The 23,751-nt window shown below is 71.5% G+C and carries 22 protein-coding genes and 1 tRNA gene; 8 read left to right on the top strand and 15 right to left on the bottom strand.

The genetic code is table 11. From position 1 onward, the window contains the following. The 4 genes from ehuA to ehuB are packed head-to-tail and all read right to left on the bottom strand — an operon-like array spanning position 1 to position 3,056. Positions 1–813 (bottom strand): ectoine/hydroxyectoine ABC transporter ATP-binding protein EhuA, encoded by an 813-nt coding sequence (gene ehuA, locus AB0I66_RS31530; RefSeq protein WP_363211369.1) that lies wholly within the window; start codon positions 811–813, stop codon positions 1–3. Next, complete coding sequence (gene ehuD, locus AB0I66_RS31525) at positions 803–1,468, bottom strand: ectoine/hydroxyectoine ABC transporter permease subunit EhuD (protein WP_363211368.1); 666 nt, start codon at positions 1,466–1,468, stop codon at positions 803–805. The genes ehuA and ehuD overlap by 11 nt, the downstream gene beginning before the upstream one ends. Then, a complete protein-coding gene (ehuC, locus tag AB0I66_RS31520; RefSeq protein WP_363211367.1) occupies positions 1,465–2,205 on the bottom strand; it encodes an ectoine/hydroxyectoine ABC transporter permease subunit EhuC in 741 nt (246 codons plus the stop codon). The genes ehuD and ehuC overlap by 4 nt, the downstream gene beginning before the upstream one ends. Beyond that, positions 2,202–3,056, bottom strand: coding sequence for an ectoine/hydroxyectoine ABC transporter substrate-binding protein EhuB (ehuB, locus tag AB0I66_RS31515; RefSeq protein ID WP_363211564.1), 855 nt, complete (start codon positions 3,054–3,056; stop codon positions 2,202–2,204). Before ehuB ends, ehuC begins: the two co-directional genes overlap by 4 nt. 193 nt (positions 3,057–3,249) lie before the next feature. Here ehuB and AB0I66_RS31510 point away from each other — a divergent pair, with 193 nt between their 5' ends. Beyond that, positions 3,250–3,750, top strand: coding sequence for a DUF3830 family protein (locus AB0I66_RS31510; protein WP_363211366.1), 501 nt, complete (start codon positions 3,250–3,252; stop codon positions 3,748–3,750). A 33-nt stretch (positions 3,751–3,783) separates the two neighbouring features. Here the strand turns inward: AB0I66_RS31510 and AB0I66_RS31505 are convergent, their stop codons facing one another. Next, the gene (locus tag AB0I66_RS31505) at positions 3,784–5,187 is read right to left on the bottom strand and encodes an amidase (protein ID WP_363211365.1); all 1,404 of its coding nucleotides are present in this window, start codon (positions 5,185–5,187) and stop codon (positions 3,784–3,786) included. Positions 5,188–5,206: 19 nt separating this feature from the next. Further along, on the bottom strand, positions 5,207–6,163 hold the full coding sequence (locus tag AB0I66_RS31500; protein ID WP_363211364.1) for a D-2-hydroxyacid dehydrogenase: 957 nt from the start codon (positions 6,161–6,163) through the stop codon (positions 5,207–5,209). A gap of 331 nt (positions 6,164–6,494) precedes the next feature. Between AB0I66_RS31500 and AB0I66_RS31495 the strand changes: the two genes are divergently transcribed. The 3 genes from AB0I66_RS31495 to AB0I66_RS31485 all read left to right on the top strand — a co-directional run bounded on the left by AB0I66_RS31495 (position 6,495) and on the right by AB0I66_RS31485 (position 9,285). Beyond that, the gene (locus AB0I66_RS31495) at positions 6,495–7,331 is read left to right on the top strand and encodes a decarboxylase (protein ID WP_363211363.1); all 837 of its coding nucleotides are present in this window, start codon (positions 6,495–6,497) and stop codon (positions 7,329–7,331) included. Between the two features lie 12 nt (positions 7,332–7,343). Then, a complete protein-coding gene (locus AB0I66_RS31490; RefSeq protein WP_363211362.1) occupies positions 7,344–8,081 on the top strand; it encodes a decarboxylase in 738 nt (245 codons plus the stop codon). 106 nt (positions 8,082–8,187) lie between these two features. Continuing rightward, positions 8,188–9,285, top strand: coding sequence for an LLM class flavin-dependent oxidoreductase (locus AB0I66_RS31485; protein WP_363211361.1), 1,098 nt, complete (start codon positions 8,188–8,190; stop codon positions 9,283–9,285). A gap of 15 nt (positions 9,286–9,300) precedes the next feature. Here AB0I66_RS31485 and AB0I66_RS31480 read toward each other — a convergent pair whose 3' ends face one another. After that, positions 9,301–11,106, bottom strand: a complete 1,806-nt coding sequence (locus AB0I66_RS31480) for an EAL domain-containing protein (RefSeq protein WP_363211360.1) — start codon at positions 11,104–11,106, stop codon at positions 9,301–9,303. Between the two features lie 327 nt (positions 11,107–11,433). Between AB0I66_RS31480 and AB0I66_RS31475 the strand changes: the two genes are divergently transcribed. After that, positions 11,434–12,714, top strand: a complete 1,281-nt coding sequence (locus AB0I66_RS31475; protein WP_363211359.1) for a M6 family metalloprotease domain-containing protein — start codon at positions 11,434–11,436, stop codon at positions 12,712–12,714. Positions 12,715–12,821: 107 nt separating this feature from the next. Here AB0I66_RS31475 and AB0I66_RS31470 read toward each other — a convergent pair. The 7 genes from AB0I66_RS31470 to AB0I66_RS31440 form a co-directional block, all read right to left on the bottom strand. Further along, positions 12,822–12,895: transfer RNA gene (locus AB0I66_RS31470), tRNA-Lys, on the bottom strand. Next, entirely contained in the window at positions 12,886–13,542 is a 657-nt protein-coding gene (locus AB0I66_RS31465; RefSeq protein ID WP_363211358.1) for a bifunctional DNA primase/polymerase, read from the bottom strand. Before AB0I66_RS31465 ends, AB0I66_RS31470 begins: the two co-directional genes overlap by 10 nt. Before the next feature lie 126 nt (positions 13,543–13,668). Next, positions 13,669–14,034 carry a hypothetical protein gene (locus tag AB0I66_RS31460; RefSeq protein ID WP_363211357.1) on the bottom strand — a complete coding sequence of 122 codons (366 nt, stop codon included), beginning with the start codon at positions 14,032–14,034 and terminating at the stop codon, positions 13,669–13,671. A gap of 156 nt (positions 14,035–14,190) precedes the next feature. Beyond that, on the bottom strand, positions 14,191–15,564 hold the full coding sequence (locus AB0I66_RS31455) for an AAA domain-containing protein (protein ID WP_363211355.1): 1,374 nt from the start codon (positions 15,562–15,564) through the stop codon (positions 14,191–14,193). Beyond that, positions 15,561–17,156, bottom strand: coding sequence for a hypothetical protein (locus AB0I66_RS31450; protein ID WP_363211354.1), 1,596 nt, complete (start codon positions 17,154–17,156; stop codon positions 15,561–15,563). Before AB0I66_RS31450 ends, AB0I66_RS31455 begins: the two co-directional genes overlap by 4 nt. A 364-nt stretch (positions 17,157–17,520) precedes the next feature. Then, on the bottom strand, positions 17,521–18,747 hold the full coding sequence (locus tag AB0I66_RS31445; RefSeq protein WP_363211563.1) for a hypothetical protein: 1,227 nt from the start codon (positions 18,745–18,747) through the stop codon (positions 17,521–17,523). After that, on the bottom strand, positions 18,698–19,705 hold the full coding sequence (locus AB0I66_RS31440) for a phosphatase PAP2 family protein (RefSeq protein WP_363211353.1): 1,008 nt from the start codon (positions 19,703–19,705) through the stop codon (positions 18,698–18,700). Before AB0I66_RS31440 ends, AB0I66_RS31445 begins: the two co-directional genes overlap by 50 nt. Before the next feature lie 258 nt (positions 19,706–19,963). Here AB0I66_RS31440 and AB0I66_RS31435 point away from each other — a divergent pair, with 258 nt between their 5' ends. Further along, positions 19,964–20,557, top strand: a complete 594-nt coding sequence (locus tag AB0I66_RS31435) for a histidine phosphatase family protein (protein WP_363211352.1) — start codon at positions 19,964–19,966, stop codon at positions 20,555–20,557. A gap of 6 nt (positions 20,558–20,563) precedes the next feature. Here AB0I66_RS31435 and AB0I66_RS31430 read toward each other — a convergent pair whose 3' ends face one another. After that, positions 20,564–22,009, bottom strand: coding sequence for a tetratricopeptide repeat protein (locus AB0I66_RS31430; RefSeq protein WP_363211351.1), 1,446 nt, complete (start codon positions 22,007–22,009; stop codon positions 20,564–20,566). A gap of 267 nt (positions 22,010–22,276) precedes the next feature. On the opposite strand from AB0I66_RS31430, the gene AB0I66_RS31425 reads away from it, so the two are divergent. Both AB0I66_RS31425 and AB0I66_RS31420 read left to right on the top strand, forming a co-directional pair. After that, on the top strand, positions 22,277–22,774 hold the full coding sequence (locus AB0I66_RS31425; protein ID WP_363211350.1) for a hypothetical protein: 498 nt from the start codon (positions 22,277–22,279) through the stop codon (positions 22,772–22,774). 66 nt (positions 22,775–22,840) lie between these two features. Then, positions 22,841–23,701: a fused MFS/spermidine synthase gene (locus AB0I66_RS31420; protein WP_363211349.1), complete on the top strand. Its 861-nt coding sequence runs from the start codon at positions 22,841–22,843 to the stop codon at positions 23,699–23,701. Positions 23,702–23,751: the final 50 nt, after the last annotated feature.

Raw genomic sequence — 23,751 nt, 5'->3', positions numbered from 1 at the left:
TCACAGGACCGCGCTGAGGAACTCCCGGGTCCGCTCGTGTTCGGGCTCGGTGAAGATCTTCTCCGGCGTCCCGGACTCGATGACCCGGCCGGAATCGAACATCAGGACCTGGTCCGAGATGTCACGGGCGAAGTTCATCTCGTGGGTCACGCAGAGCATCGTGATGTCCGTGGTGTGCGCGATGTCCCGCAGGACGTCGAGGACGCCCGCCACCAGCTCGGGGTCGAGCGCAGAGGTGACCTCGTCCAGGAGCAGCACCTGCGGGCGCATCGCCAGGGCGCGCGCGATGGCGACGCGCTGCTGCTGACCGCCGGAGAGCTGGTTCGGGTACTTGTCGATGTGCTCGGTGAGCCCGACCAGCTCCAGCAGGCCGCGGGCGCGCTCCTCGGCCTCGTCCTTGGACAGGCCGAGCACCTGGACCGGCGCCTCGGTGATGTTGCGCAGGACCTTCATGTTCGGGAAGAGGTTGAACTGCTGGAACACCATCCCGATGTTCTTGCGGACCTCGCGGACGTACTTCTCGCCCGCGGGCACGAGCTTGCCGTTCTTCTCCTCGTGCGTGAGGTAGCGCCCGCCGACCTTGATGGTGCCCTCCTCGGGCTTCATCAGGGTCATCAGGAGCCGCAGGATCGTGGTCTTGCCCGACCCGGAGGGGCCGATCAGCGTGACGTGCTTGCCCGAGTCCACGGAGAAGTCCAGCTCGTCCAGGACGGTGTTTGACCCGAACCTCTTGGTGACCTTGTCGAAGCGGATCAGCTCGCTGCCGTCGACCGCCGGGTTGGCCGTTTCCTTGGGGGTGGTTTCAGACGACAAGACGACGCTCCAGGGCTCGGAGGAGGAGGGAGGACGGGTAGGCGATGACGATGAAGGCGATGCCGACGACGGTCAGGGCCTCGGTGTACTGGAAGGTCTCCGCAGCCTGGAGCCGCGAGCGCTGCAGCAGCTCAAGGACGCCGATGCTGGCGAGCAGCGGGGTGTCCTTCAGCATGGCGATGACGTAGTTGCCGAGGGCCGGGATCACGCGGCGGATGGCCTGCGGCAGGATCACCGCGGTCCACGTGTGGCGGTAGGGCAGGCTCAGCGCCGTGGCAGCCTCCCACTGGCCGACGGGCACGGCCTCGATGCCCGCGCGGTAGACCTGCGCGGTGTACGTCGAGTAGTGCAGGCCGATCGCGATGATGCCGGTCGTCAGCGCGGAGAACTGGATGTCCCATTCCGGCAGGACGAAGAAGAAGAAGAACAGCTGCACGAGCAGCGGGGTGTTGCGGATGAACTCGGTGATGATGCCCACCGGCCACCGCACGAAGCGGCTGGGGGCGCGGAACAGGAGCGCCCACACCAGGCCGAGCGAGAACGAGATCAGCGAGCCCAGGGCGAGGATCTGCAGGGTGGTGAGGACACCGTCCCAGAAGTGCGGCATGAAGTCGGAGACGGCGCCCCAGTCCCACTTGTCAGCAGCGATGATCATGCGCCGGTGCCTCCGCCCTTCGGAATCTGTGCAACTTCCATCTCCTGACGCCAGTTGAGCCTGGACATCAGGCCCCGGGACTCGGTCTTCTGCCCGATGCCCGCCTTGGTCTTACGCTCCAGGGAGCGCATCCCGCGGGTGAGCAGGAACGCGATCACGAAGTAGATGACCAGGGTGATCGTGTAGATCTCGGCGCTCTCCGTGGTCGCCAGGCGCACCAGGTTCGCGGCGAAGGACACGTCGCCGATGCCGAGCAGCGAGACCAGGGCGGTGCCCTTGAGCAGCTCGACGAGCAGGTTCGAGAACGGCGGGATCATCTCCGGGATGGCCTGCGGCAGCAGGATCAGCCGCATCCGCTGTGCCGGGCTGAAGCTCAACGCGACCCCCGCCTCGCGCTGTGCCGGTGTCACGGAGTTGAGCGATCCGCGCACGATCTCGGCGCCGTACGCGCCGTAGGAGAGCCCGAGGGCGAGTACGGCCGCCCACATCGGGACCAGCGCCCAGCCCACCAGCTGCGGCAGGACGAAGAAGATCCAGAACATCAGCACCAGCGATGAGGTGCCGCGGAAGACCTCGGTGTAGAAACCGGCCAGGAAGCGCACGGTGCGCAGCCGGTGGGTGCGGGCCATGCCGACGCCGAAGGCGACGACGGTCGCGAGGGCCGCGCTGTAGATCGTCAGCTGGATGGTGATCCAGATGCCGGGCAGAACCCAGTGTTCCCACAGTCCCGCTGTCATTTGCACAGCTCCTCTGCGGTCAGCGTGGTCATCTCGTCCTTGGTGAAGCCGAAGCGCTTCAGGATCCGGAAGAGCTCGCCGTTCTTCCTCATCTTGTGGATCTCCACGTTGAAGGCATCGCGCAGCTCCGTGTCGGTCGGCCGGAAGGTGAAGCCGCCGCCGTCGATCTGCTTCTCGCCGTCGACGATGGGCGCGAAGGCCTCGGTCGCCTCCGCCTTCGTGCTCTTGCGGACCACGCCGCGGCCGGTCAGGGCGGTGCCGGCGAAGAAGTCGATGCGCCCCGCCTCGACGGCGTTCATGCCCGCGACCGGGTCCGGGAAGATCGAGATGTCCTCCCGCTTGTAGCCCGCGGCGATGCCGTAGTCGATCTCCGCGTAGGCGGGGCCCGTGCCCATCTTCGCCTTGGCCTTGAAGGCGTCCTGGTAGTTGAAGAGCTTCTTCGGGTTGCCCTTGCGGACGATGAAGGCGTCCAGCATCTGATACTCGGGGTCCGAGAAGATGACCTGCTGACAGCGGTCCTTGTTGATGTACATCCCGGCCGAGACCACATCGAACTGCTGGGTGTTCAGGCCTGGGATGAGCGAGCCGAACTCGGTGGCGACGGGCTGCACCTTGGGCACGCCCAGGCGCCCGAAGATCTCCTTCGCGAGCTCCACCGCCTCACCGGTGAACCCACCGTCCTCGTCGATGTATCCGTACGGCGCCTCTCCCGCGATCCCAAGCCGTACGGTCCCCTGCGACTTCAGGCGCGCCAGCGTGTCCCCCGTGGGCACCTTGCTGCAGCCCGCGGCGCCGAGCGCGCCCACTGCTCCTATCGCGCCCGCGCCGAACAGGAGTGATCGTCGGCGGATCCCGATGTTCCTGGGTGCCGCACTCGGTCCCGGGCCGTCGGCGCGGGAGCTCTCTGTCTCATTGCTCTCTGGGTTGTTCCAAAGTGGTGGAGCCATGGGCGCGCGGCTACCCGACTCGACGCGGAATATGCGGGCCAATTTCAGCCCCTGATGCAATCGTTGTGGTCTTGACCCAGGGAGGAGCATGGGACACATGGCAGACCGATTCATCGAAGTCTCCCTCGCCAAGCGGGGAGTTCAGTGCACGGCAAAGCTGCTCGACGACCGGGCCCCGTTGACCTGCGAGGCGGTGTGGGAGGCGCTTCCGCTCAGCGAGGACGTCTATCACGCGAAGTACGCCCGCAATGAGATCTACGCCCTCTTTCCGGCTTTCGCGGACCGCGAGCCGCCCCTGGAGAACCCGACAGTCACCCCCATTCCCGGCGACCTCTGCTATTTCTCGTTCAACGGGACACAGCTGGGCACGCAGGCCTATGGGTACGAACCGGCCGCGGACGTCAAGGCGGGCGCCACGGTCGTGGACCTGGCCCTCTTCTACGAACGCAACAACCTGCTGCTCAACGGCGACGTCGGCTGGGTCCCCGGCATCGTCTGGGGGCAGGTGGTCGACGGCCTCGACCGGATGGCCGAGGCCTGCAACGACCTGTGGCGCGCTGGCGCGCAGGGCGAGACGCTGAACTTCCGCAGGGCGTAGGCCGCGGGCTCGCGGGTTCAGTCACTCGCAGGTTCAGTCAAGGGCGGGCGGCGCGATCCCCGCGCTGCCCGCTTCGTACAACGTGTGCGCGGCCCGCAGGACGAGCGCGTCCGCGTGCCGCGCCCCCACGATCTGCACGCCGACGGGCAGCCCCTCCCGGTCCACCCCGCACGGGACGGTCGCGGCGGGCTGCTGCGTCAAGTTGAAGGGGTACGTGAAAGGGGTCCATCCGGTCCACCTTCGATGGCCGGAACCTTTCGGTACCTCCGCCCCCGCCTCGAACGCGGTGATCGGCAACGTCGGAGTGACCAGGAGGTCGTACGTCTGGTGGAAGCGGCCCATGCGACGGCCGAGCTCCATGCGTACGTCGACTGCGGCAAGGTAGTCGAGCGCGCTGTACCGGGCGCCCTGCGCACAGATCTCGCGCAGCCCCGGGTCGAGCAACTCCCGCCGTTCCGGCGGCAGATGCTGGGTCACCCGCGCGGCCCCGCTGAACCACAGCGTGTGGAAGGCCTCCACCGGGTCCGTGAAGTCGGGGTCCGTCTCCTCGACGTACGCACCCTGCGCGGCGAGGGACTCCACCGCTTGCCGCACCGCCGCGGCGACCGCGGGCCGCACCGCGACCTGACCGCCGAGCGAGGGCGAGTACGCGATGCGCAGGCCGCGTACGCCGCCTTCGATACCCGCGCTGAAGCTGTCCGCCACCGGCCCGAGCTGCGACCAGTCACGGGGGTCGGGGCCGCTGATGACGTCCATCAGGAGCGCCGCGTCCGCCGCGTCCCGCGTCATGGGGCCGACGTGCGCGAGCGTGCCGAACGCGGAGGCGGGGTACAGCGGCACCCGTCCGTACGTCGGCTTCAGCGCGAAGATGCCGCAGAAGGCGCCCGGGATGCGCACCGAGCCGCCGCCGTCCGTGCCCAGCGAGAGGGGTGCCGCGCCGAGCGCCACGGCCGCCGCGCTGCCGCCGCTCGAACCGCCCGCGGTGCGCGAGGTGTCGTACGGGTTGCGCGTGATCCCGCTCTGCGGGCTGTCCGTGACGCCCTTCCAGCCGAACTCGGGGGTCGTCGTCTTGCCGATGAACACCGCGCCGTGCTCGCGCAGCCGCGCCACCGAGGGCGCGTCCTCGTCCCAAGCCCCCTCCGTACGAACGGTCTTCGAGCCCCGCAGCGTCGGTCCGCCGCGCTGCAGCAGGATGTCCTTGACCGACACCGGCACCCCGTCGAGGAGGCCCTGCGGCTCACCGCGCCGCCACCGCCCGGCGCTCTCCTCGGCCTGTGCGAGGGCCTGTTCGCCGTCCACGCGCACGAAGGCGTTCACCGCGGGCTGCACGTCCTCGGCCCTGCGCAGCGCCGCCCGTGTCGCGTCGACCGGACTCAATTCGCCCTTGCGATAGGCCTCGACGAGTTGCACCGCGGTGAGATCCGTGAGCTCGGTCATGCACGCTCCTCAAGAGTGATCAATTCCCGGGTACATACCCACGTTTTTTGTCGACCACGTTGGAGAGAGGCCGCCCGGCCGCCCACTCCTCGTACAACTCCACGAACTGCGCGCCCAGTTCATCGCGCCAGCCCACCGTGTCGCCGCTCATGTGCGGGGACACCAGGAGCCCCGGCGCCGTCCACAGCGGGCTGTCAGCGGGCAGCGGCTCGTGCTCGAAGACGTCGAGGGCGGCGCCCGCGATCCACCGCTTCGTCAGGGCGGCCGCGAGATCGTCCTCGACGACGAGCGCGCCGCGCCCGATGTTGATGAAGCGCGCGGACGGCTGCATCATCCCGAAGCGCCGCGCGTCGAACATGCCGCGCGTGTCGTCCGTGAGGGGCGCCGCGCACACCACCCAGTCGGCGCGCGCCATCAGCCGGTCGAGCTCGTCGGGCCCGTGCACGCCGTTCCGCGCGCTGCGCCCCACCAGGGCGGTGATGATCCCCAGGCCCTTGAGCATCCGGACGATGGCGTGCCCGATCGGCCCCGAGCCCACGACGCACGCGCGCGTACGCGCGACACGCTGGGTCTCGCGGTGCTGCCAGGTGCGCTCGTCCTGGAGCCGCAGGGTGCGTGGCAGGTCCTTGGCCATGGCGAGGACGAGGGCCGCCACGTACTCGGCGATGGGCTGGTCGAAGACGCCGCGGGCGTTGGTGACAAGCGTGTCGGACTCGGCGAGCTCCGGGCACATGAGGCGGTCCACGCCGGCGCTCGCGGTGTGCACCCAGCGCGGCCGCGGGCCCGCGCCCGGCCACGCGAGCCGTACCGCGTCCGACAGGAAGTCCCACACCAGCAGCACATCGGCGTGGGGGAGTTGCTCCGCCAGGCTGTCCGCGTCCGCGTGCACGATGCGGGCGCGGCCCGTGAGGCTGCCGAGACGGGGCGCCGGGGCGGGAGATGGGGCGTCAAGGACCAGAACGGTTGTTTCGGACATCGGATCAGACGCTGAATCGGACGTTGATTCGGACATCGATGAGAAACCGTTTCGCAATGAGAGTCCGCTTCCCTGAGATTCGTGTCGGCCAGAGCCGTCTGAGATGCGCGGATTGACCACGCTCGCACCTGAAACTACCTTCGTCAACAGAGGTGCTCTATCACAAGCACCCCACGGCTGAGTACGCTCCGTATGAGGCCGTAGCACACTCTGTAGCGCTATCTTCGCGCCTTCTGCCCCATCCCGACGTCCCGGCGCGTCGCCGGTTCCGCATCTCCCGGCCCCCGGCCGGTCCCTCCATTGCACGCACGCACGAACTTGGGGCCTGCTCATGGACGTCTCCTTCCTCGGCGGACCACACCCTCAACGCGGTGTAGGTGTCGTCGCCCCTTTCGACTTCGCCCTCGACCGGGAGCTCTGGCGCTGGGTGCCGGACGAGGTCTCCCTCCATCTGACCCGCACTCCGTACGTGCCCGTCGAGGTAAGCCTTGACCTGGCACGACTCGTCAGCGAGCACGAGACGCTCGGCGAGGCGGTGCGGGCGCTGAGCGCCGCCGAACCCGAAGTCCTCGCATACGCCTGCACGTCGGGCAGCTTCGTCGGCGGCATCGCCGGCGAGCGCGCGATGTGCGAGGCCATGACCCGTGCGGGCGAGGTCTCGTCCGTGACGACCTCGGGCGCGCTGCTCGAAGCGCTGACCGACCTGGGCGCGCGGCGCATCGCGCTCGTCACGCCCTACACCTGGTCGGTCACGCAGTCCCTGGAGCACTACCTGGCCGAATCCGGTGTGTCCGTCACCGGCCGCGCCTACCTGGGCCTGACCAGGCACATCTGGAAGGTGCCGTACAAGGACGTGGCGGACATGGCGCGCCGGGCGGTGCTCGGCGGGGCCGACGCGCTCTTCATCAGCTGCACCAACCTCGCGACGTACGACGTCATCCCGCAGCTGGAGGCCGAGCTGCGGATGCCGGTGATCTCCGCGAACCAGGTGACGATGTGGTCCGCGCTGCGCCGTCTGGGTACGCATGCGGTAGGGCCCTACCAGGCGCTGATCAATCCGAGCGCGCGGCCGGGCGCGGGTCCGGTCTCGGCACCGGGCGAGCTGCCAGGTGTACTTCCGCTCGATCCGGGTCAGGGTCTGCCCGAAGGACCACCAACGCTGCCTTGAAGGAGGCTGGAAGTGACCGCACTTGGTTTCCTCTATCCGGGTCACTCGGCTGAGGACGACTACCCCCGCATGGAGCAGATGCTGGGGAGTGATGTCCGGCTCCAGGTCGTCCACACCGACATCGGCGAGGACGCGCACCGGGTCGACGCTCTCCTGGAGATGGGGTCGCCGAAACGGCTCGCCGCCGGGGTCGAGGAGTTGCGCCTCGCCGGGGCGGAGGCGGTGGTGTGGGCCTGCACCAGCGCGAGCTTCGTCTTCGGCTGGGAGGGCGCGCACGACCAGGTCCGCGCCCTGGCCCGGTCGGCGGGTCTCCCGGCGTCCAGCACGTCCTTCGCGTTCGCCCACGCCGTACGTGAGGTGGGGGTGGGGCGGGTCGCCGTCGCGGCGACGTATCCCGAGGACGTGGCGGGGCTCTTCGCCTCGTTCCTGAAGGCGTCCGGTGTCGAGGTCGTCTCCACGCAGGGGAACGGCATCATCACGGCGGCGGAGGTCGGCACGTGGGGCTGGGACGAGGTGAGAGCCATGGCGCGGGCGGGCGACCACCCTGACGCGGAGGCGCTCCTCCTGCCCGACACGGCGCTGCACACGGCGGCGTACATCCATGACCTGGAGCAGGACCTCGGCAAGCCGGTCCTGACGGCGAACCAGGTGACGGTCTGGGAGGCCCTGCGCCTGGCCACCCGCAGGGTGAACGCGCCGAGCCTGGGCGCACTCTTCACGAAGGAGCCGGTGGTGCAGGTGAAGGGCTAGCGGAAACCCGCCCGCCGGCCCGGGGAATAAAGCGGAGTCCACCTCCTGTTAAGTCTGCGAAGCAGTACGCACCGGACAAGCACGCGCAGCAGGAGGCAGGACCCCCGTGACAGTGGACCCGAGCGACGACATCCGCGGCGAGCGGCACGGCAGCGCGCCGGTGCCGCTTTCCGTGCTCGACCTGGTGACCGTGGGGGCGGGACGGACCGCCACCGACGCCCTGCGCAAGAGCGTGGACATCGCCAAGCTGGCGGAAGGCCGCGGATACCACCGCTACTGGGTGGCCGAGCACCACTCCATGCCGGGAGTGGCCTCCTCGTCCCCGGCGGTCATCCTCGCCCACCTCGCCGCCCACACCGAGCGGATCCGCCTGGGCTCGGGCGGCGTCATGCTGCCCAACCACGCCCCTCTCGTCATCGCGGAACAGTTCGGCACCCTGGAGGCCATGGCCCCGGGCCGGATCGACCTGGGCCTGGGGCGCGCCCCGGGCACGGACGGCGCGACCGCCGCCGCCCTGCGCCGCACGGACCGCCTGAACGAAGGCGCCGACGACTTCCCGCAGCAGCTCGCCGAGCTCACCCGCTTCCTGGACGACGACTTCCCCGACGGCCACCCCTACAGCCGTATCCACGCCGTCCCCGGCCCCGTCCAGGCCACCTCGCCCGGCGGCGTGCAGTCCCCGCACCGCCCGCCCCTGTGGCTGCTCGGCTCCTCCGGGTTCAGCGCACGCCTCGCCGGAGTCCTCGGCCTGCCCTTCGCCTTCGCGCACCACTTCTCCGCGCAGAACACCATCCCGGCGCTCGACCTCTACCGGGAGTCGTTCAAGCCGTCCGCGGTGCTCGACGCCCCGTACGCCCTGATCGGCGTGTCGGCCCTCGCGACCGACGACGAGAAGGAGGCCCGGCGGCAGGTTCTCGCCGCCGCCCTGAACATGGTCCGGCTGCGGACCGGGAAGCCGGGACTCGTCCCGACCCCCGAGGAGGCCGAGGCGTACGAGTTCAGCGAGATGGAGCGGGACTTCGTCAACAGCTGGAACTCCAACGTCATCCACGGCACCGCCGACCAGGTCCGCACCGGCCTCGACGACCTCGCCAAGCGCACCGGCGCCGACGAGTTGATGATTACCGCCAACGCGCACAGCGGCGAAGTGCGTCTGCGCTCCTACGAGTTGATCGCGGACGCCTACGGACTGCCCGCGGCCTGACCGGCGAAGCGGCCCTCAACCCGCCGCCAGCAAGGCGGAGATACGATCCGGCGCCACCGGGCGGGAGTACAGCCACCCCTGCCCGGTGTCGCACCCGATCCGCCGCAGCCGCGCCGCCTGCGACGTGGTCTCCACGCACTCCGCGGTGACGGTCAGGCCCAGCCGGTGCGCGAGTTGCACCAAGGCCTCGACGATGACCTCGTCCGCGGGGTTGATGTGCGCCTCGCCCGCCTCGGCGTCGTACTGGAAGCCGCGCACGAAGGAGCCGTCCAGTTTGAGGACGGACACCGGGAGCCGGCTCAGATACGCCAGGTTCGAGTACCCCGTGCCGAAGTCGTCGATGGCGATGCGCACCCCCATGTCGCTGAGCGACTGCAGGGCCTGCAGCGGGCGGCCCGTCGAGCCCATCACGGCCGACTCGGTGAGCTCCAACTGGAGCAGTTCGGGGGCCAGTCCGGTCTCGGCGAGGATCTCGGCGACATCGGCCACCAGATCCGAGTCCCACACCTGGCGCACCGCGACATTGACGCTCACGAAGACCGGCGGCCGCTCCGGGTGGTCGAGCTGCCACTGCCGGGCCTGGCGGCACGCCGTGCGCAGCACCCAGCGGCCCAGCTGCACGATCGAACCGTCCTCCTCGGCCAGTCCGATGAACCGATTCGGCGTGAGCAGCCCGAAGCGCGGATGCTGCCACCGCACCAGCGCCTCCACCCCGCGCACACCGCCGTCCTCCAGGCGTACCAACGGCTGGTAGTCGAGCAGGAATTCACCGCGGTCGACGGCCGGACGCAGTGAACTCGACAGGGTCTGGCGGGTCATGCGGTGCGCGTTGCGCTCGGGGTCGAACAGCGTCCAGCGTGCCTTGCCGTCCGACTTCGCCCAGTAGAGCGTCGTGTCGGCCGCCTGCATCAGGCAGGTCGTCGTGGTCCCCGCGGCCCGCCGCTCCACGACCCCGATCGACGCCGAGACGGAGAGCCGCTGCCCCGCCAGGTCGAAGGGCTCCTGCAATGCCTTGAGTGCCGTCTCGGCGAGGTCGGCCAGCTGGTCCGTGCCCGTGGAGTCCTCCACGAGCAGCGCGAACTCGTCACCCCCGAGCCGCGCCACCAGCGGCGGCGCCGTCCGGCCGTGGCCCGCGTCGTCGGCGCACCGCGTGAGCCGCTCCGCGACGGCCGCGAGCAGCCGGTCGCCCACCCGGTGCCCGAGCGTGTCGTTGACCGCCTTGAACCCGTCGAGGTCCAGGTAGCACAGGCCGATCCGGCCGGTGCCCGTGTCGTCGTACGCACCCGCTTCGAGCGCGGCGGCGAGCCGCTCGAAGAACAGGCTGCGGTTGGGCAGCCGGGTCACCGGGTCGTGCATCTGCAGATGCCGGAGCCGGGCCTGGAGCTCGCGGCGCGCGCTGATGTCGGTGGCGGCGAGCAGCACCGTACGCCCGCCGGGCATCGGCGAGACCGTGACCTGGACCCACAGCGAGTGCCCGTCGGGGTGTTTCAGGCGCCGGGTGCAGCGCAGCTTCGCCTGGCGGCCGCGGAGCACCTCGCGGTACGCGTGCCAGGTGCGCGCGTCCGACGCCAGGTCCACCAGATCGGCGGCCAGTCGCCCCGCGAGTTCCTCCGGGCTCGCGCCGAGCAGCTCGGCGAGCGCGTCGTTGGCGTCGATGACGAGGCCGTCGCCGTCCACGACGCCGAGGGCGAGCGGGGCGGCGGCGAAAGCTGCCCGGTGGTCGGGCCGCGGCCCTGGATGGCGACGCTCCGTGATGGGCGCCCAGGCGAGGTCGGGTGCTGTGACCGCTGTGGGCGCTTGGCCTTCAGACGTTCCGTTCACCACTTGCTCCCGCAGTGCAGTTGTTCGGCGAGGCCGGGCCCGCGCAGGAAAGTGTGCCGATCATAGGGGCTGGCCCGAGCGCGCATCCAGCCACGGAGCGGTGCCGCGTGGCGGCCGCGCAGGGCATAGGACAGGCGCATGCCCGGCGCGGATGTGGCACCTGCCCGGCGACAGATCATTTCTGCTCGCCCGTGTACTGCTTCCTTTACGCCTCCATCAGCCCGGCGACAACTTGTGACGTTCCGTGAGCGCTCCGGGAGTGGCGCGTCACCCGGCTGGCCCAGACAAACAGGGCACATCAGAAAAAAGCTGCACAGGGTGGGTGGGATGCCCCGTAACCCGCATCCGGAGGTGGACGTGCCGCGTCAGCTACCCCCCTGGGGACTCACCCGTGGAGGGGAGAGACCCCGGTTGCGCAGCACGGCCGCCGTCCTTACGTCCCTGACCGCACTGGCCGCCACGGGGCTCGTCGCGGGCCCCGCGAGCGCCCGGACCTCGGCGGTCCCCTGTGCGCTGCAGCGCACACCGGCCCATCACTCGGAGGGCCTGGACACCTGGAACGCCGCCTATACGCGCCCCGACCGGGCCCTCGACGCCGTGATGGTCTTCCTCTCCTTCCCCGACTCCCCGCCCCAGCTCGCCACCGAGGCTCTGGCGGCCGACTACTTCCCCGCCACCAGCCAGTTCTTCGACCGCGCCTCCTACGGGAAGTTCGCCCTGCGCCCGCATCCGCGGCGCGAGTGGGTGGAGATGCCGGACGCCTCCACCTCGTACGCCATACAGCGTGACTGGAACGCCTCCCGGCGCAGCGCCTATCTGCGGGACGCGGTGGCCGCCGCCGATCCGCACGTCGACTTCTCGCGGTACGACGTCGTCTACTTCGTCGCCGACCCGGACGCCCCCGGCGTCGACTCGGACGCCACGAAGGTCGTCAACTTCGACCAGCCCATGCGGGCCGACGGCGCCGACATCAAGCGCATCGTCACGGTCTTCGAGCGCCATCCGCCGGACCGCAACGTCCTGGCCCACGAGACCGGCCACGTCTTCGACCTGCCCGATCTCTACCACCGGCCGACGGACGGCGACGGCGACTGGGACACGCACGTCGGCGACTGGGACGTCATGGGCAGCCAGTTCGGGCTCTCCCCCGACCTCTTCGCCTGGCACAAGTGGAAGCTCGGCTGGCTGGACCGGCGGCAGGTGGCGTGTGTGGAGGGCGAGGGCCGCCGGCTGACCCTGGAGTCGCTGTCGACGCGGCCCACGCGCGGGGGCATCGGCGGCACCAAGCTGGCGGTCGTCCGCACGGGCCGCGGCAGCGCGATCGCCTTCGAGGCACGCGACGCGGCGGGCAACGACAGCGCCACGTGCAACGAGGGGGTGCTGGTCTACCGCGTACGGAACGAGGCGCCGTCCGGCGGCGGCCCGGTCGAGGTGCTCGACGCCCACCCGGACTCGGAGGCGTGCTGGAGCGACTCGGTGTATCCGCCGCTCGCGGACGCGCCGGTGTCGACGGGGGAGAGCTTCACGGTGCCGGACGAGGGTGTGCGCATCGAGGTGGAGGGGCGTACGGCGTCGGGGGCGTGGAACGTGAAGGTGGTGGTGGGCTGAGGGGGCGCGAGGGTGCCCCGTGGTCCGGATCGGACATGCCGGATCGGACATGCCGGATCGGACATGAAAGAAGCCCCCCGCTCGCGCGAGGGGCTTTTTTCTGTCTGTGCGCCGCCAGGGACTCGAACCCCGGACCCGCTGATTAAGAGTCAGCTGCTCTAACCAACTGAGCTAGCGGCGCCTGCTGACGTCGTAGACCTTAGCACCCTGATCGCCGCCAGGAAAAATCGATATACGGACCGCGGAGCCGGCCGCCGCGCGCGCCGCGCGGACGCACGCCCAGAGCATGACCTCGGGGCCGGGGAGCCAGGGGTGGCGGGCGTCCGGGGCCACCAGCCAGCGCGATTCGAGGTGCCCCTCAAGGCGGCCGGAGGGTGGGCTGGAGGGCGGGCCGGAGGGCGCCGTGGACCGGGTTTCCGGGGTGACCGGCGGCACCGTCACCGCGTCCCCCATGCCGTGGCAGAGGATGCCGGGCACGGCCCTGCCCCACTCCTCCCACTCCAGGAGCGAGGGGAGCCGCTGGGCGGTCCCCGGGGCGGCGAAGAGGAGCATGCGGCCGCGGTGCGCGGCGACGGGGCCCGAGCCGGGGCCGTCCTCCCATAACCGGTCGAGCATCCGGCGGCCGAAGACGGCAGGGACGCTCACCACGTCGAAGACGGCGCCGCAGGGGAGGACGGCGGGGGCGGTGGGTCGGCTGCGCCAGTGGGCGAGCGCGCTGCGCGGATACGTTTCCGCGGAGGCGAGCCAGGCGGCTCCCTCGGTCGTGACGTCGGAGATGTCCTGGACGCGGGCGGGGTCGGGGCCCGGGTGGAGACGTGTGCTGCTCATGGCAACTACATCTACCGGTGGTGAGCGTTCCGATTCCGAGAGTTATCAGAAATGGGGACAGTGGCGGGTGCGGAGGAGTACCTTGCCCCCCTTGGCATATGCCCGTGATCTTTTGGGGCGTCGCTTTCAGGCCTCGGGGCCGCCGCCGCCCGTACCGGCCGCGCGCAGCAGATCCCGGCCGAACTCGACCATCTTCTTCGCGTAGTCCTCGGTCCACTGGGCGCGCTCGGCGATCGCGGCGGGCGTCAGCCGGTCGAAGCGGCGTGGGTCGGCGAGCTGTGCCGCCGCGATGGCCTGGAACTCGACCGAGCGGTCCGTCGCGGCACGGAAGGCGTGCGTCAGCTCGGTGGCGCGGGCCAGCAGCTCCCGGGGGTCCTCCATCGACTCCAGGTCGAAGAAGTGCTCCGGGTCGGCGACGGCTTCCGCGGGCTCGAAGAGCAGGGGCGCGGGTCGAAGACGCTGCTCGGTCCGGGACCGCTCGGGCTCCGCCATGGTTCTCCTCCTCGTACGGTTTCCGGCCGTGGGGCCGTCTCCCATTCTCCCTTGCCGCGCAAGGGGGCCCTGGGGCCTGCGATTACGGCTGCCGCGAGGGCACGTGGGTGCGCGGTGGGGCGCTCTGCGGCTGTGGGCATGGTGCCGGGGGGGGCGTCATCGTGGCTGCCATGGCACGCGGTGTTCTGCGAGGCGGGCCAGTACCGCGTGGTTCGCTTCCCAGCCGTCCGGGAACTTCACCGTGACGCCCAGTTGGACCGGTTCCGTGGACGGGTGGTCGTCGAGCAGTTCGCTGACGCCCGCGCGGCAGATCACGATGCAGGCGTGGCGGTGGCGGGAGGCCAGGACGCACAGGCGGCCCGTCTCCAGGTGGAACGCGGTCGCGTCCGGGCGGCCGGAGAGCGGGTGCAGGACCACCGTCACGTCGAACTCGCGGCCCTGCAGCCGGTTGGCCGTGTCCACCGTCACGTCCGCGACGCCGAGCTCGGCGAGGGCCGCGCGCACCGCCGCCGCCTGGTCGCGGTGGGCGGTGCCGACGGCGATCCGGTCAGCCGTCAGGGGAGCGGGGTCGGGGCCGCGCTCCGAGGTGGCCGCGCCGCCACGGTCCAGGAGGCGCCGGACGACCTGAGCCACCGCGCGCACGGCCTCGGGGTCGGTGCGCGGAGTGTTCCGCGCGGGCAGTTCGAGCAGGCCCCAGCCCGACTCGGCGGCTTCGTCGATCACCCGGTCGGGTGCCGAACCGTCCGACGGCACACCGAAGGTGAGCGCCCTGTCGCCGTGGTCGGTCCCGCTGCGGAAGGGCGTGTACGGATAGAACGCCGCCGAGACCAGCGGCGCCGCCGACGCCGGGAGCCGCCAGGACACCGGGAGGCGGTGCTGCGGCAGCTCGGGATTGTGCGCGAGCAGCGTCGTCACCGCGCTCGCCGAAGGGTCGTACGCGAGGCCGGCCCACTGCTCGGCGCCCACGATCGAGAACGGGTCGAGCTGCCCGGGGTCGCCCACGAACAGGGCCCGCTCGAAGAGCCCGGCCACGGCGAGCAACGCGTCCGACCGCATCTGATACGCCTCGTCCACGATCGCGTGCCGCCACGGCTCCACGTCCTTGACGTGCGCCCACTTCGCGGCGGTCGACACCACGACGTCGAGCCCGGCCAGGTCGGCGGCCTTCGTCGACGTACGGACGAAGGGCAGGTCGTCCAGCGCCTTGTCGTACGCGTCCGGGTCACTGCTGTGCAGACGGCCGACCGGCAGCTCCGGGTCCTTCTCGGCGAGGCGCAGGACCAGGTCGTCGACCTGCGCGTTCGTCTGCGCGATCACCATCAACGGGCGTCCCGCCGCGGCCAGTTCGCGGGCCGCACGGACGACGAGGGTCGACTTGCCCGCGCCGGGCGGCGAGTCGACGACGACGCCGCGGTGCGCGCCGTGCAGCGTGTCGTGCAGGATCGCGTCCGTGGCGCGGCCGGCCGCCGCGCCGGGGTCGAAGGAGGCGCGGTCGAAGGAGGCACGGTCGAAGGGGGCGGTCGGACTCACAGGGTGTCCTCCGGCGTCACGGGGTCAGGGCGCTCGGCGGCCTCGCCCGGCGGGCCGCCGTGAGTCCACGGAGTCGCCTCGGGGTCGGGCAGCTTGGGGCCGCCGCGCTGCTCGTGCTCGAAAAGCGTCCAGCAGATCCGGTCGCCCTTCTCCGGCACGGAGCCGGGCTCGGGCTCCTTGCCGCGGCCCATCTTGTCGGTGATGCGCAGCACCACAGAAGCGACGGCGCCCTCGGTCTCGTACGTCACGAACTCGGCCGACTGCGGCTTGCCCTGGAGCGAGCGGTACACCTTCGCGCGCTCGGCAAGGTGCGGGCGGTCGTCCGTGCGGACGGTGACCAGGGGGCGGGGCCGCGGACTCTTGCCCTCGCTGTACGCCATGACCACCTCGGTCACCTCACCGGCGAACGCCTCGCCCGCGAGCCGGCGGCCCGCCATCACCAGGGGGTCGTCCAGCGCTTCCTGCGCTTCGAGCCTGGCCTGCTCGCGCTCCCGCGTGGCGAGCTTGTTCGCCGCCGTCACCGCGTCGTCGACGCGCGGCTGCGGAGGTTCGCCCGCCGTCACACGGTCCCGGTGGCCGGTGAACGACCAGCGGTCGCGGGTCCAGCGGTCGGCGGCGTGCGGGGCCTCGGGAAGCGTGCAGAGCGCGTCGAGGCCGCGCCACACCGCGTCCCAGGTGGGGCGGGTCCTGCTCTCGATGAGGGAGCGGATCTCCCGCTCGGCCGCGGCCAGTTCGGCGAGGCGAACGTCCGCCTGGATGCCGTCCTGCGCGGTGGCGAGGACGCCGCGCGCGCGGTCGTACCGCTCGATGGCCGGGGCGAGCAGACGGTTGTCGAACGCCGGGTCCGTGGCGGGGCCTGCGGGCGGGCAGAGCAGCTGCCCGTCCTTGTCCCGCGCCAGCTCGGCGCGGAGCGCGGCGTCGGCGCCGGAGGTGTCTTCCGGGGCCTCGATCCAGGCGAGCAGGGCGCCCAGATGCTGGTCCTCGAGGCTGCTCTGCCCGGTGGCCCAGTGCCGGGAGAGCAGGTCGGTCATGGCGACGAGAAGGGAGGAGCCGGGCACGCGGGCCCGCTCCCCGAAGTGGGTCAGCCAGCGGCCCAGGAGGGGGACGCGGGGCGGCGCGGGATACGGGGTCTCCGGGTCCTGCTCGGCGGTGCGGCGGAAGCGGGTGGAGCGGCCGATGAGCCGTACAAAGTCGATGCCCGCGCGGCTCGGCACGATCAACTGCGGTGCGTCCGCGCAGAGTTCGACCTCCACCTTGACGCGCTTGCCGGTCTCGGGGTCCGTCTCGCTGCGTTCCGCCGCTTCGACGTCGTCCGTGAACGAGTCGACGTAATCCAGGACGGTGTCGGCGAGTTGGGCCAGGAAGGTGAAGCGCAGGTCGCGGTCGCGGGGCTGCGGCACGACGAGGACGCGGGGCGAGGTGCGCTCCGTCCCGACGAGCGCACCGAGCGGCGCGCCGGCCTCACCGGCGGTGATGAGGGGGACGAGGACGAGGGGGCGCTGGGTGAGGTGGCGGTGTCGTACGGTCGCGCGTGGCTGAGCACGCCCGGTGGTGACCGCCTCCAGCCGGGCAAGGTCATCGATGAGCGCCATCAGACGGCCCTCCCCTGCGGGTCCGCTGCGCGGGGCTTGGGCGGCGCACTGTCCGCCGCCGGCTGCGGGCCACCCCGCACTGCGCCGCCGCTGCGCGGCGGAATTTCCCCACCCACCCACCCGATCACCCGGCAACATCCGCTCACCGCAGGAAAGGCAACTGCCGCCGCAGGGCACTGGTGTGAGCGGCGGTGGCGTGGGAGGGGGGACCAGTGAGTGGTCGGCGGAAAGCTCCAGAACGGGTGGGCGGGTGGGAAGGAAGCGGCCGCCGCAGGGCACCGGAGCGAGTGGCGGTGAGGTCTGCTGGGCCTTGTCTCAGGGCACCGGCGGTGATGTGTGCCCGCGGGTCGCATCGCAGAGGCGGTCAGCACGACGTGCCCCCCGCCGTGTCCCCACCCGAGGCGCCCACGCCAGACGAGGCGCCCACGCCAGACGAGGCGCCCACGCCAGACGAGGCGCCCACGCCAGACGAGGCGCCCGCGCCAGACAGCGCCTCGGCCCGCAGCGCCGCCGCTCTCCGCAGCGCCGCCACCGTCGGGTCCGTCGGGTCGCCCGTGGTTCCGGCGGCCGCGGACAGGACGGCGCCGATCGTCGTCAGTCCGCCCAACTCTCCGCGCAGCGAGCGGCCCAGGGCTGTCACCGCGCCCTCCTCGCGGGAGCGTTCGCGGCAGTGGAAGGCCAGTTCGCAGGCGGCCAGGCACTCGGGGGCGTAGGTCGCCGGGACCGATTCGACCGCTGCCGTCAGGTCGGCCGCGGGGCGGTTAACGTCGAAGGTGGTGCCTTCGGGGAGCGCGTCCGCGATGTCCTCGACACGGGTCAGGCGCGCCAACTGGCGCCGGGTCACGGAGATCTGCTTGCGCACGTCGATCGCCGACGCCGTGGGGAGGTTCGAGAAGTCCTTGGGGCAGACCAGGAGCACGTGGTGGCGGATGCGGGGCGCGGGGTCCATGTGGGCCGCCACCCGCTCCAGGGCGAGCGCGTACACAGCGGACTGGCGGGCCGCCGCGCCCACCTTCGCGGCGTCCGCCGAGCCGTCGATCATCGGGAAGGACTTGATCTCGACGACCGTCCAGCTGCCGTCCGGATGGACGACCACCGCGTCCGGTTCGAGGAAGGCGGGCGTCCCCGCGACGTCGAGGGCGAGCATCGGGTGGTCGAGGAGGGTCCAGCCCTCCGTCACGGTGGCCTCGCGCAGGGCGAGCGAGGTACGGGCCGCGCGGCCCTCGGGGCCCACCGCGGCGAGGTCGGGGACCGATGATTCGCCCGGCACCGGTTCCGGGCCGCCACCGAGCCTGCCGTGCACCAGACGCAACAGCTCCGCGCCCCCGTCGGCCTTGACCTTCGCCTCGAAGGCGTTGCCCCGCATGAACGCGAACTGCGACTGGCCGAAGGGTGCGGGGGAGCCGAGGGACTGCGCCAGCGTGGCCTTGTTCACACCCGCGCCGTCGAGCAGCGCACGCCGTCGGCAGCCCGGGTTCGCGGCGAGGGCCGCGAGCGCGCGGGCGTCGAGCGGCGACGCGGGGACGTCCGGTCCGCGCAGCTCAGCGAGCCGCTGTCGGAGTGCTGTCCCCCGCTTCGGCGGGTCGGGCACTGGGCTCGGCGCCTGGCTCGGCAGGCCGCTTGCGCGGCCGGGGAATTCGCTCACCCACGGAAGTCTGGCACCCCCCACTGACAATTGAGGACTCTGGGGCGGACGAGACGGACGACGAGCCCGCGTGGGACGCCGGGCCGGCCCCGCCAGCGACCCCCGCGGAAGGCCTCGCGGCATCGAACGGCAGTTTGACCCTGGCCTTCACGCGGTCCGCGATCCGCAGCACGGGACGGGCGAGGAGCAGCCCGAGGCCCATCACCGCGGCGCCCGCGACCGCGTCGAGGAAGTAGTGGTTGGCGGTGCCCATCACGACGATCGTGGTGATCAGCGGGTAGGCCACCGCCGCGGTCTTGACCAGCGGGGAACGGCCCTGCCGCCACAGCACGACCCCGCACCACAGCGCCCACCCCACGTGCAGGCTGGGCATCGCCGCGTACTGGTTGGTCATGCCGCCGAGCCCGCGCGGCGCACTCGCCTCGCCGCCCCACCAGCCGAAGTCGCTGTACTGCGCCATGGTGTCGACGAAGCCGTACCCCTCGCTCAGCAGGCGGGGCGGGCAGGTCGGCAGGAGCGTGAAGCCGACCAGGCCGATCATGGTGGAGGTCATCAGCCACGCGCGCGCCGCGCGGTAGTGGACCGCGCGGCTGCGGAAGAGCCAGACGAGGACCAAGGGCGTGACCAGGTAGTGCAGTGACGCGTACCAGAAGTCGGCGGGGACACCTATCCAGGAATGGTCGGTGAAGAGACGGTTCAGCGGGTGCTCCGCGTTGAGATGCAGGAACTGCTCGACGCGCAGGATGCTCAGGCCGTTGTCGACCGCGCCCGCCACATCGCCGCGGGCCAGCAGGCGTCCCGCCGAGTACGCGGCGTACACCAGCACGATCAGCGGCAACTCCGTCCACCAGCGGAGCCGAAGCCCGCTGATGCCCCCGGTGCCCGGAGCGTCAGTCTGCGGCATCCGGTGGGTCCCCCATCTGTCTTTGGTCATGCGGTGTTCAACGGCGCCTCACCTTACGGCGTACGCGAAAGGACGCTGCGGCGGTCCCCGGTCGTCTTAGACGCAGAGATCGACGGGCGGGTTGCTCCTCACGGGCAGGAGTGATCGCGACATGGCACGTGAGTGATGATGGAGGGTACGGACAGCTGTCTGTCCACAGAATTCGCTCTATGACAGCTGATGGTCTCCACCGTGGCTGTCGGCTCGGAAAGGCTCGACATGGCACCGCGCATCCTGCTGGCCCGCCACGGACAGACGGAGTGGTCCCTCTCCGGGAAGCACACCGGCAGGACGGACGTCCCGCTCCTGGAAGAGGGCCGCAACGGCGCGAAGCTCCTGGGCGAGCGCCTGCACCGGGCACCCTTCGATAGCCTCAAGGACGTCGAGGTGCGCACCAGCCCCCTCGCGCGGGCGCGCGAGACCTGCGAGATCGCCGGCTTCGGGGACCGCGCCACCACCTGGGACAGCCTCATGGAGTGGGACTACGGCTCCTACGAGGGGATGACCCCGGCCGACATCCAGGGCGTGCGCCCCGGCTGGTTCATCTGGCGCGACGGCGTCCCCCGGGGCGAGACCCTGGAGCAGATCACCGCCCGCGCGGACGAGGTCGTGGCCTGGGCGCGCGGCGCGGACCGTGACGTCCTGGTCTTCGCGCACGGGCACATCCTGCGCTCCATCGGCGCGCGCTGGCTCGGCCTCGGCGTCGACTTCGCCGCCCGCATTCGCCTCAACCCGACCTCGATCTCCACCCTGGGCTGGGCCTACGGCGAACCGGCCATCGAGTCGTGGAACGACACCGGACACCTGGCATAGGGCGGTCTACACGGCCCGCGGCAGCGACGCGTGCCGCTCCAGGAAACCGCACACCCCCGAGGCCCGCCGGTGCGGAAGCAGCACCCGGGCCGTCGTGGCGAGCATCGCCTGGATGCGCGACGACTGCACCTCGTCAAGCAACCCGAGCACCCGCATGCCCGCCGTCGCGGCCTCGTCCGGACGGCCCGCGCGAGCCAGGTCGTCGGCCAGCTCCGCGGTGTAGAGGGCGATGTTGCGGGTGAACTGCGGGGTCTGCGCCGACGCGATGCCCGCAGCACGCCGTGCGTGCCGTGCCGCCCGCTCCCAGTCGCCGAGCGCCGACCAGCACTGCGCCTCCAGGACCTCAAGCTCGGCGGGCCCGTAGAAGGTCATCCACTCCGGGTCGGAGTCCGAGGGACCCCGGTCGAACAGGGCGTGGGCGCGGACCAGCGCCCGTTCGCAGCCGGCCCGGTCCCCGAGCCCCGCCCAGCCGCCGCCCTCCCGCAGCGCGAGGAGCGAGAGCAACCGCGGCGACGCGAGCTGCCGGGCGGCCCGCGTCGCCGCCTGGGACGCCCGCACCGCCTCCCGGGGCCGCCCCGCATCGCGCGCGAGGAAGGCCGTGTTGCAGAAGGCGTGCGCCTCCAGGGCCGGGTCCCCGGCCATGCGGGCCGTCGCGAGCGCCTCCGCGTAGTGCGAGCGGGCGTCGTCGAAGCGGCCCGAGTCGTGCGCCAACCACCCGACGGAGATGGACAGTTCCCCCGCGCCCGTGTAGAGCCGGTCGGCCATCGTCTGGCGGGTCGTGCCCGCGTCGAGGAGGGCGTAGGCGGTCCGCAGCGGGGCGGCCGCGCGTCGGTAGAGGCCGTCGGCGCCGTGCCGGTCGTCGAGCAGCCGGATCCTGCGCACGGCCTCCTCGACCGCGGTCGCCTCGGCCTCGCCCGGCCGGCCGCCGCGCTGCGCGGTGGCCTTGGCCGGACTCGGTTCGGTGAACCCGAAGGGCCCCATAGAGGCGGCGGCCACCGTGGCCGTACCGCTCATGAATGCGCGACGCCGCACGTCGATCTCCTCGTGCCTCTGGATCTCGTACGGGTCGCACTCGTGCAGTTCGGGGCTCAACGGCCCGGACGGGGGAGACTCATACAGCTGGATCGTGGTGTGTGGTGCGGGCGCCCCGGACCTGGCGCGCGCCCCCCGCCCGCGCACCGTGGAACGGGGCGCGAACCCCAGATCCGTCAGCGTCCGGCCGGGGAACATGTGCAGGAACACCCGCTCGTAGGCGTAGTTGGGACAGCGGATCTCACCCGCCTCGACGCGTCCGATGTAGCGGGCGTCGCAGCTGACCCGCTCACCGATGTCGCGAGCGGCGCGCCTGATCAAGGCCGCGAACTCGCCCGGAGAGCGCTGTCCGCGCAGCTGCCTGAAGCGAAGATTCGGTCGTGGGGACGGAGTTGACGATGCCATCGGTGACGACGCCATGGCCTGACCCTCTCGTACGGATCGTGCCGGATTGTGCAGAATCCCGCGGATTCAGCAATACTGCCCCTGTTCCGGCGGAGCACGAACGTACCCGCTGTCATGGGCCCGGCACGCAGAGTTTGGCTACAAACCGGATATCTCACCCACGATCCGCCATGAAGTGCCATCCTTTGCGGCGGCATTACGCCGTAGCTGTTGACGCCCTCCCGCGTTGAACCATGCGGAGAGGGAGCGACGCGGCTTCCGCCCTTGCGAGGAGGGGTCCCCTTGTTGGAGATCGGCGTGCAGAACGGCGAATCGAGGGCGTCGCTGACCACGGCGCGGCACCTGCCCTCCCAGGAACGCAGCGCACCACCACAGCAGGGCGTACGGTTCCCCGAGCCCTCCGAGCCCGCCGACTTCTGCGATCTCGTCACCGTGCCGGCCCGCCAGGGCCTCGAAGCGGTCGACATCCTGCGCCGCGGGGCGGGCGACGACGCGGTCGGCCCCGTCCTGCACGACGGGAGCTGCGACACCCTCGGCTTCCTGGTGCCGCCCGGCACCGCCGAGTGCTGGGACCTGCCGGGCAGCGCGTGTACGCAGACCTTCGGCCGCGGCATCCGCGCGCACGCCGAGCCGGCCCCCGTCCCCCCGCCGCCCCCGGTCGCGGGCACCGGCTGGCTGCTGCCCCCCGACGAGACCGACCCGGTCACCGACCCCGCCGTCCTGCGCGAGGCACTGGGCAAGGCGGCCCGCACCATCGAAGCCGCCGACAACTGCCGCTGAGCCCGCGAGGAACCGGTTCTCCAAGGTCATCGGGCCGCGCGCGGGGCGTACGCCGATAATGGTCCGATGGCAAGGAACAGGCGGTCCCGGGAAGAGGCGCAAGCCGTCGTCGAGGAGGTGGACGGGGGGCTCGCCGAGCTGATGCCCGACCGGGACAGGCCGCGTGCGTGGACACTCCTTGTGGACGGCGCCCCGCAGTCCCATGTCGACCTCGACGACCCGGGGTATCTCGACTTCGAGTACCAGCGCAGGCTCGGTCACGTCGCCGACCTGGTCGCGCCGCCCGGCAAGCCGATCCAGGCCCTGCACCTCGGCGGCGGCGCCTTCACCCTCGCCCGCTACACGGCCGCGACCCGCCCCCGCTCCACCCAGCAGGTCATCGAGCGCGACACGGCCCTCATCCAACTCGTGCGCCGCGAACTGCCCTTGGACCCGCAGGCCCGGGTCAGGGTGCGCGGCACCGACGCCCGCGAAGGGCTCGCGAAGATCGCGGACGGCTGGGCGGACCTCGTCATCGCCGACGTCTTCAGCGGCGCCCGCACCCCCGCCCACCTCACCAGCGCCGAGTTCCTCGGTGACGTACGCAGGGTCCTGAAGCCCGGTGGTTTCTACGCCGCGAACCTCGCCGACGGGCCGCCGCTCGCGCACCTGCGCGGCCAGCTCGCCACCGCCGCCACGCTCTTCCCGGAGCTCGCGCTCATCGCCGACCCCGCGGTCCTTCGCGGCAAGCGCTTCGGCAACGCGGTGCTCGTCGCCTCCGACCGGCCGCTGCCGATCGCCGAGCTGACCCGGCGCAGCGCGGGGGACTCACATCCGGCCCGGGTCGAGCACGGCAGGGCGCTCATCGACTTCAGCGGGGGAGCGGCGGCGGTCACGGACGCGAGCGCGGTGGCGTCACCGGCGCCGCCGCCCTCGGTGTTCCGCTGAGGACGATCCGCCGGATTTTCCGAAGTCCGGCCGTTCCACCGAACCAACCG

Origin of the sequence: Streptomyces sp. NPDC050439 (genome assembly GCF_040655335.1) — a bacterium.
Lineage (GTDB): Bacteria > Actinomycetota > Actinomycetes > Streptomycetales > Streptomycetaceae > Streptomyces.
The sequence above is the reverse complement of the archived record's forward strand: the minus strand, read 5'-3'. Positions and strand labels throughout refer to the sequence as shown.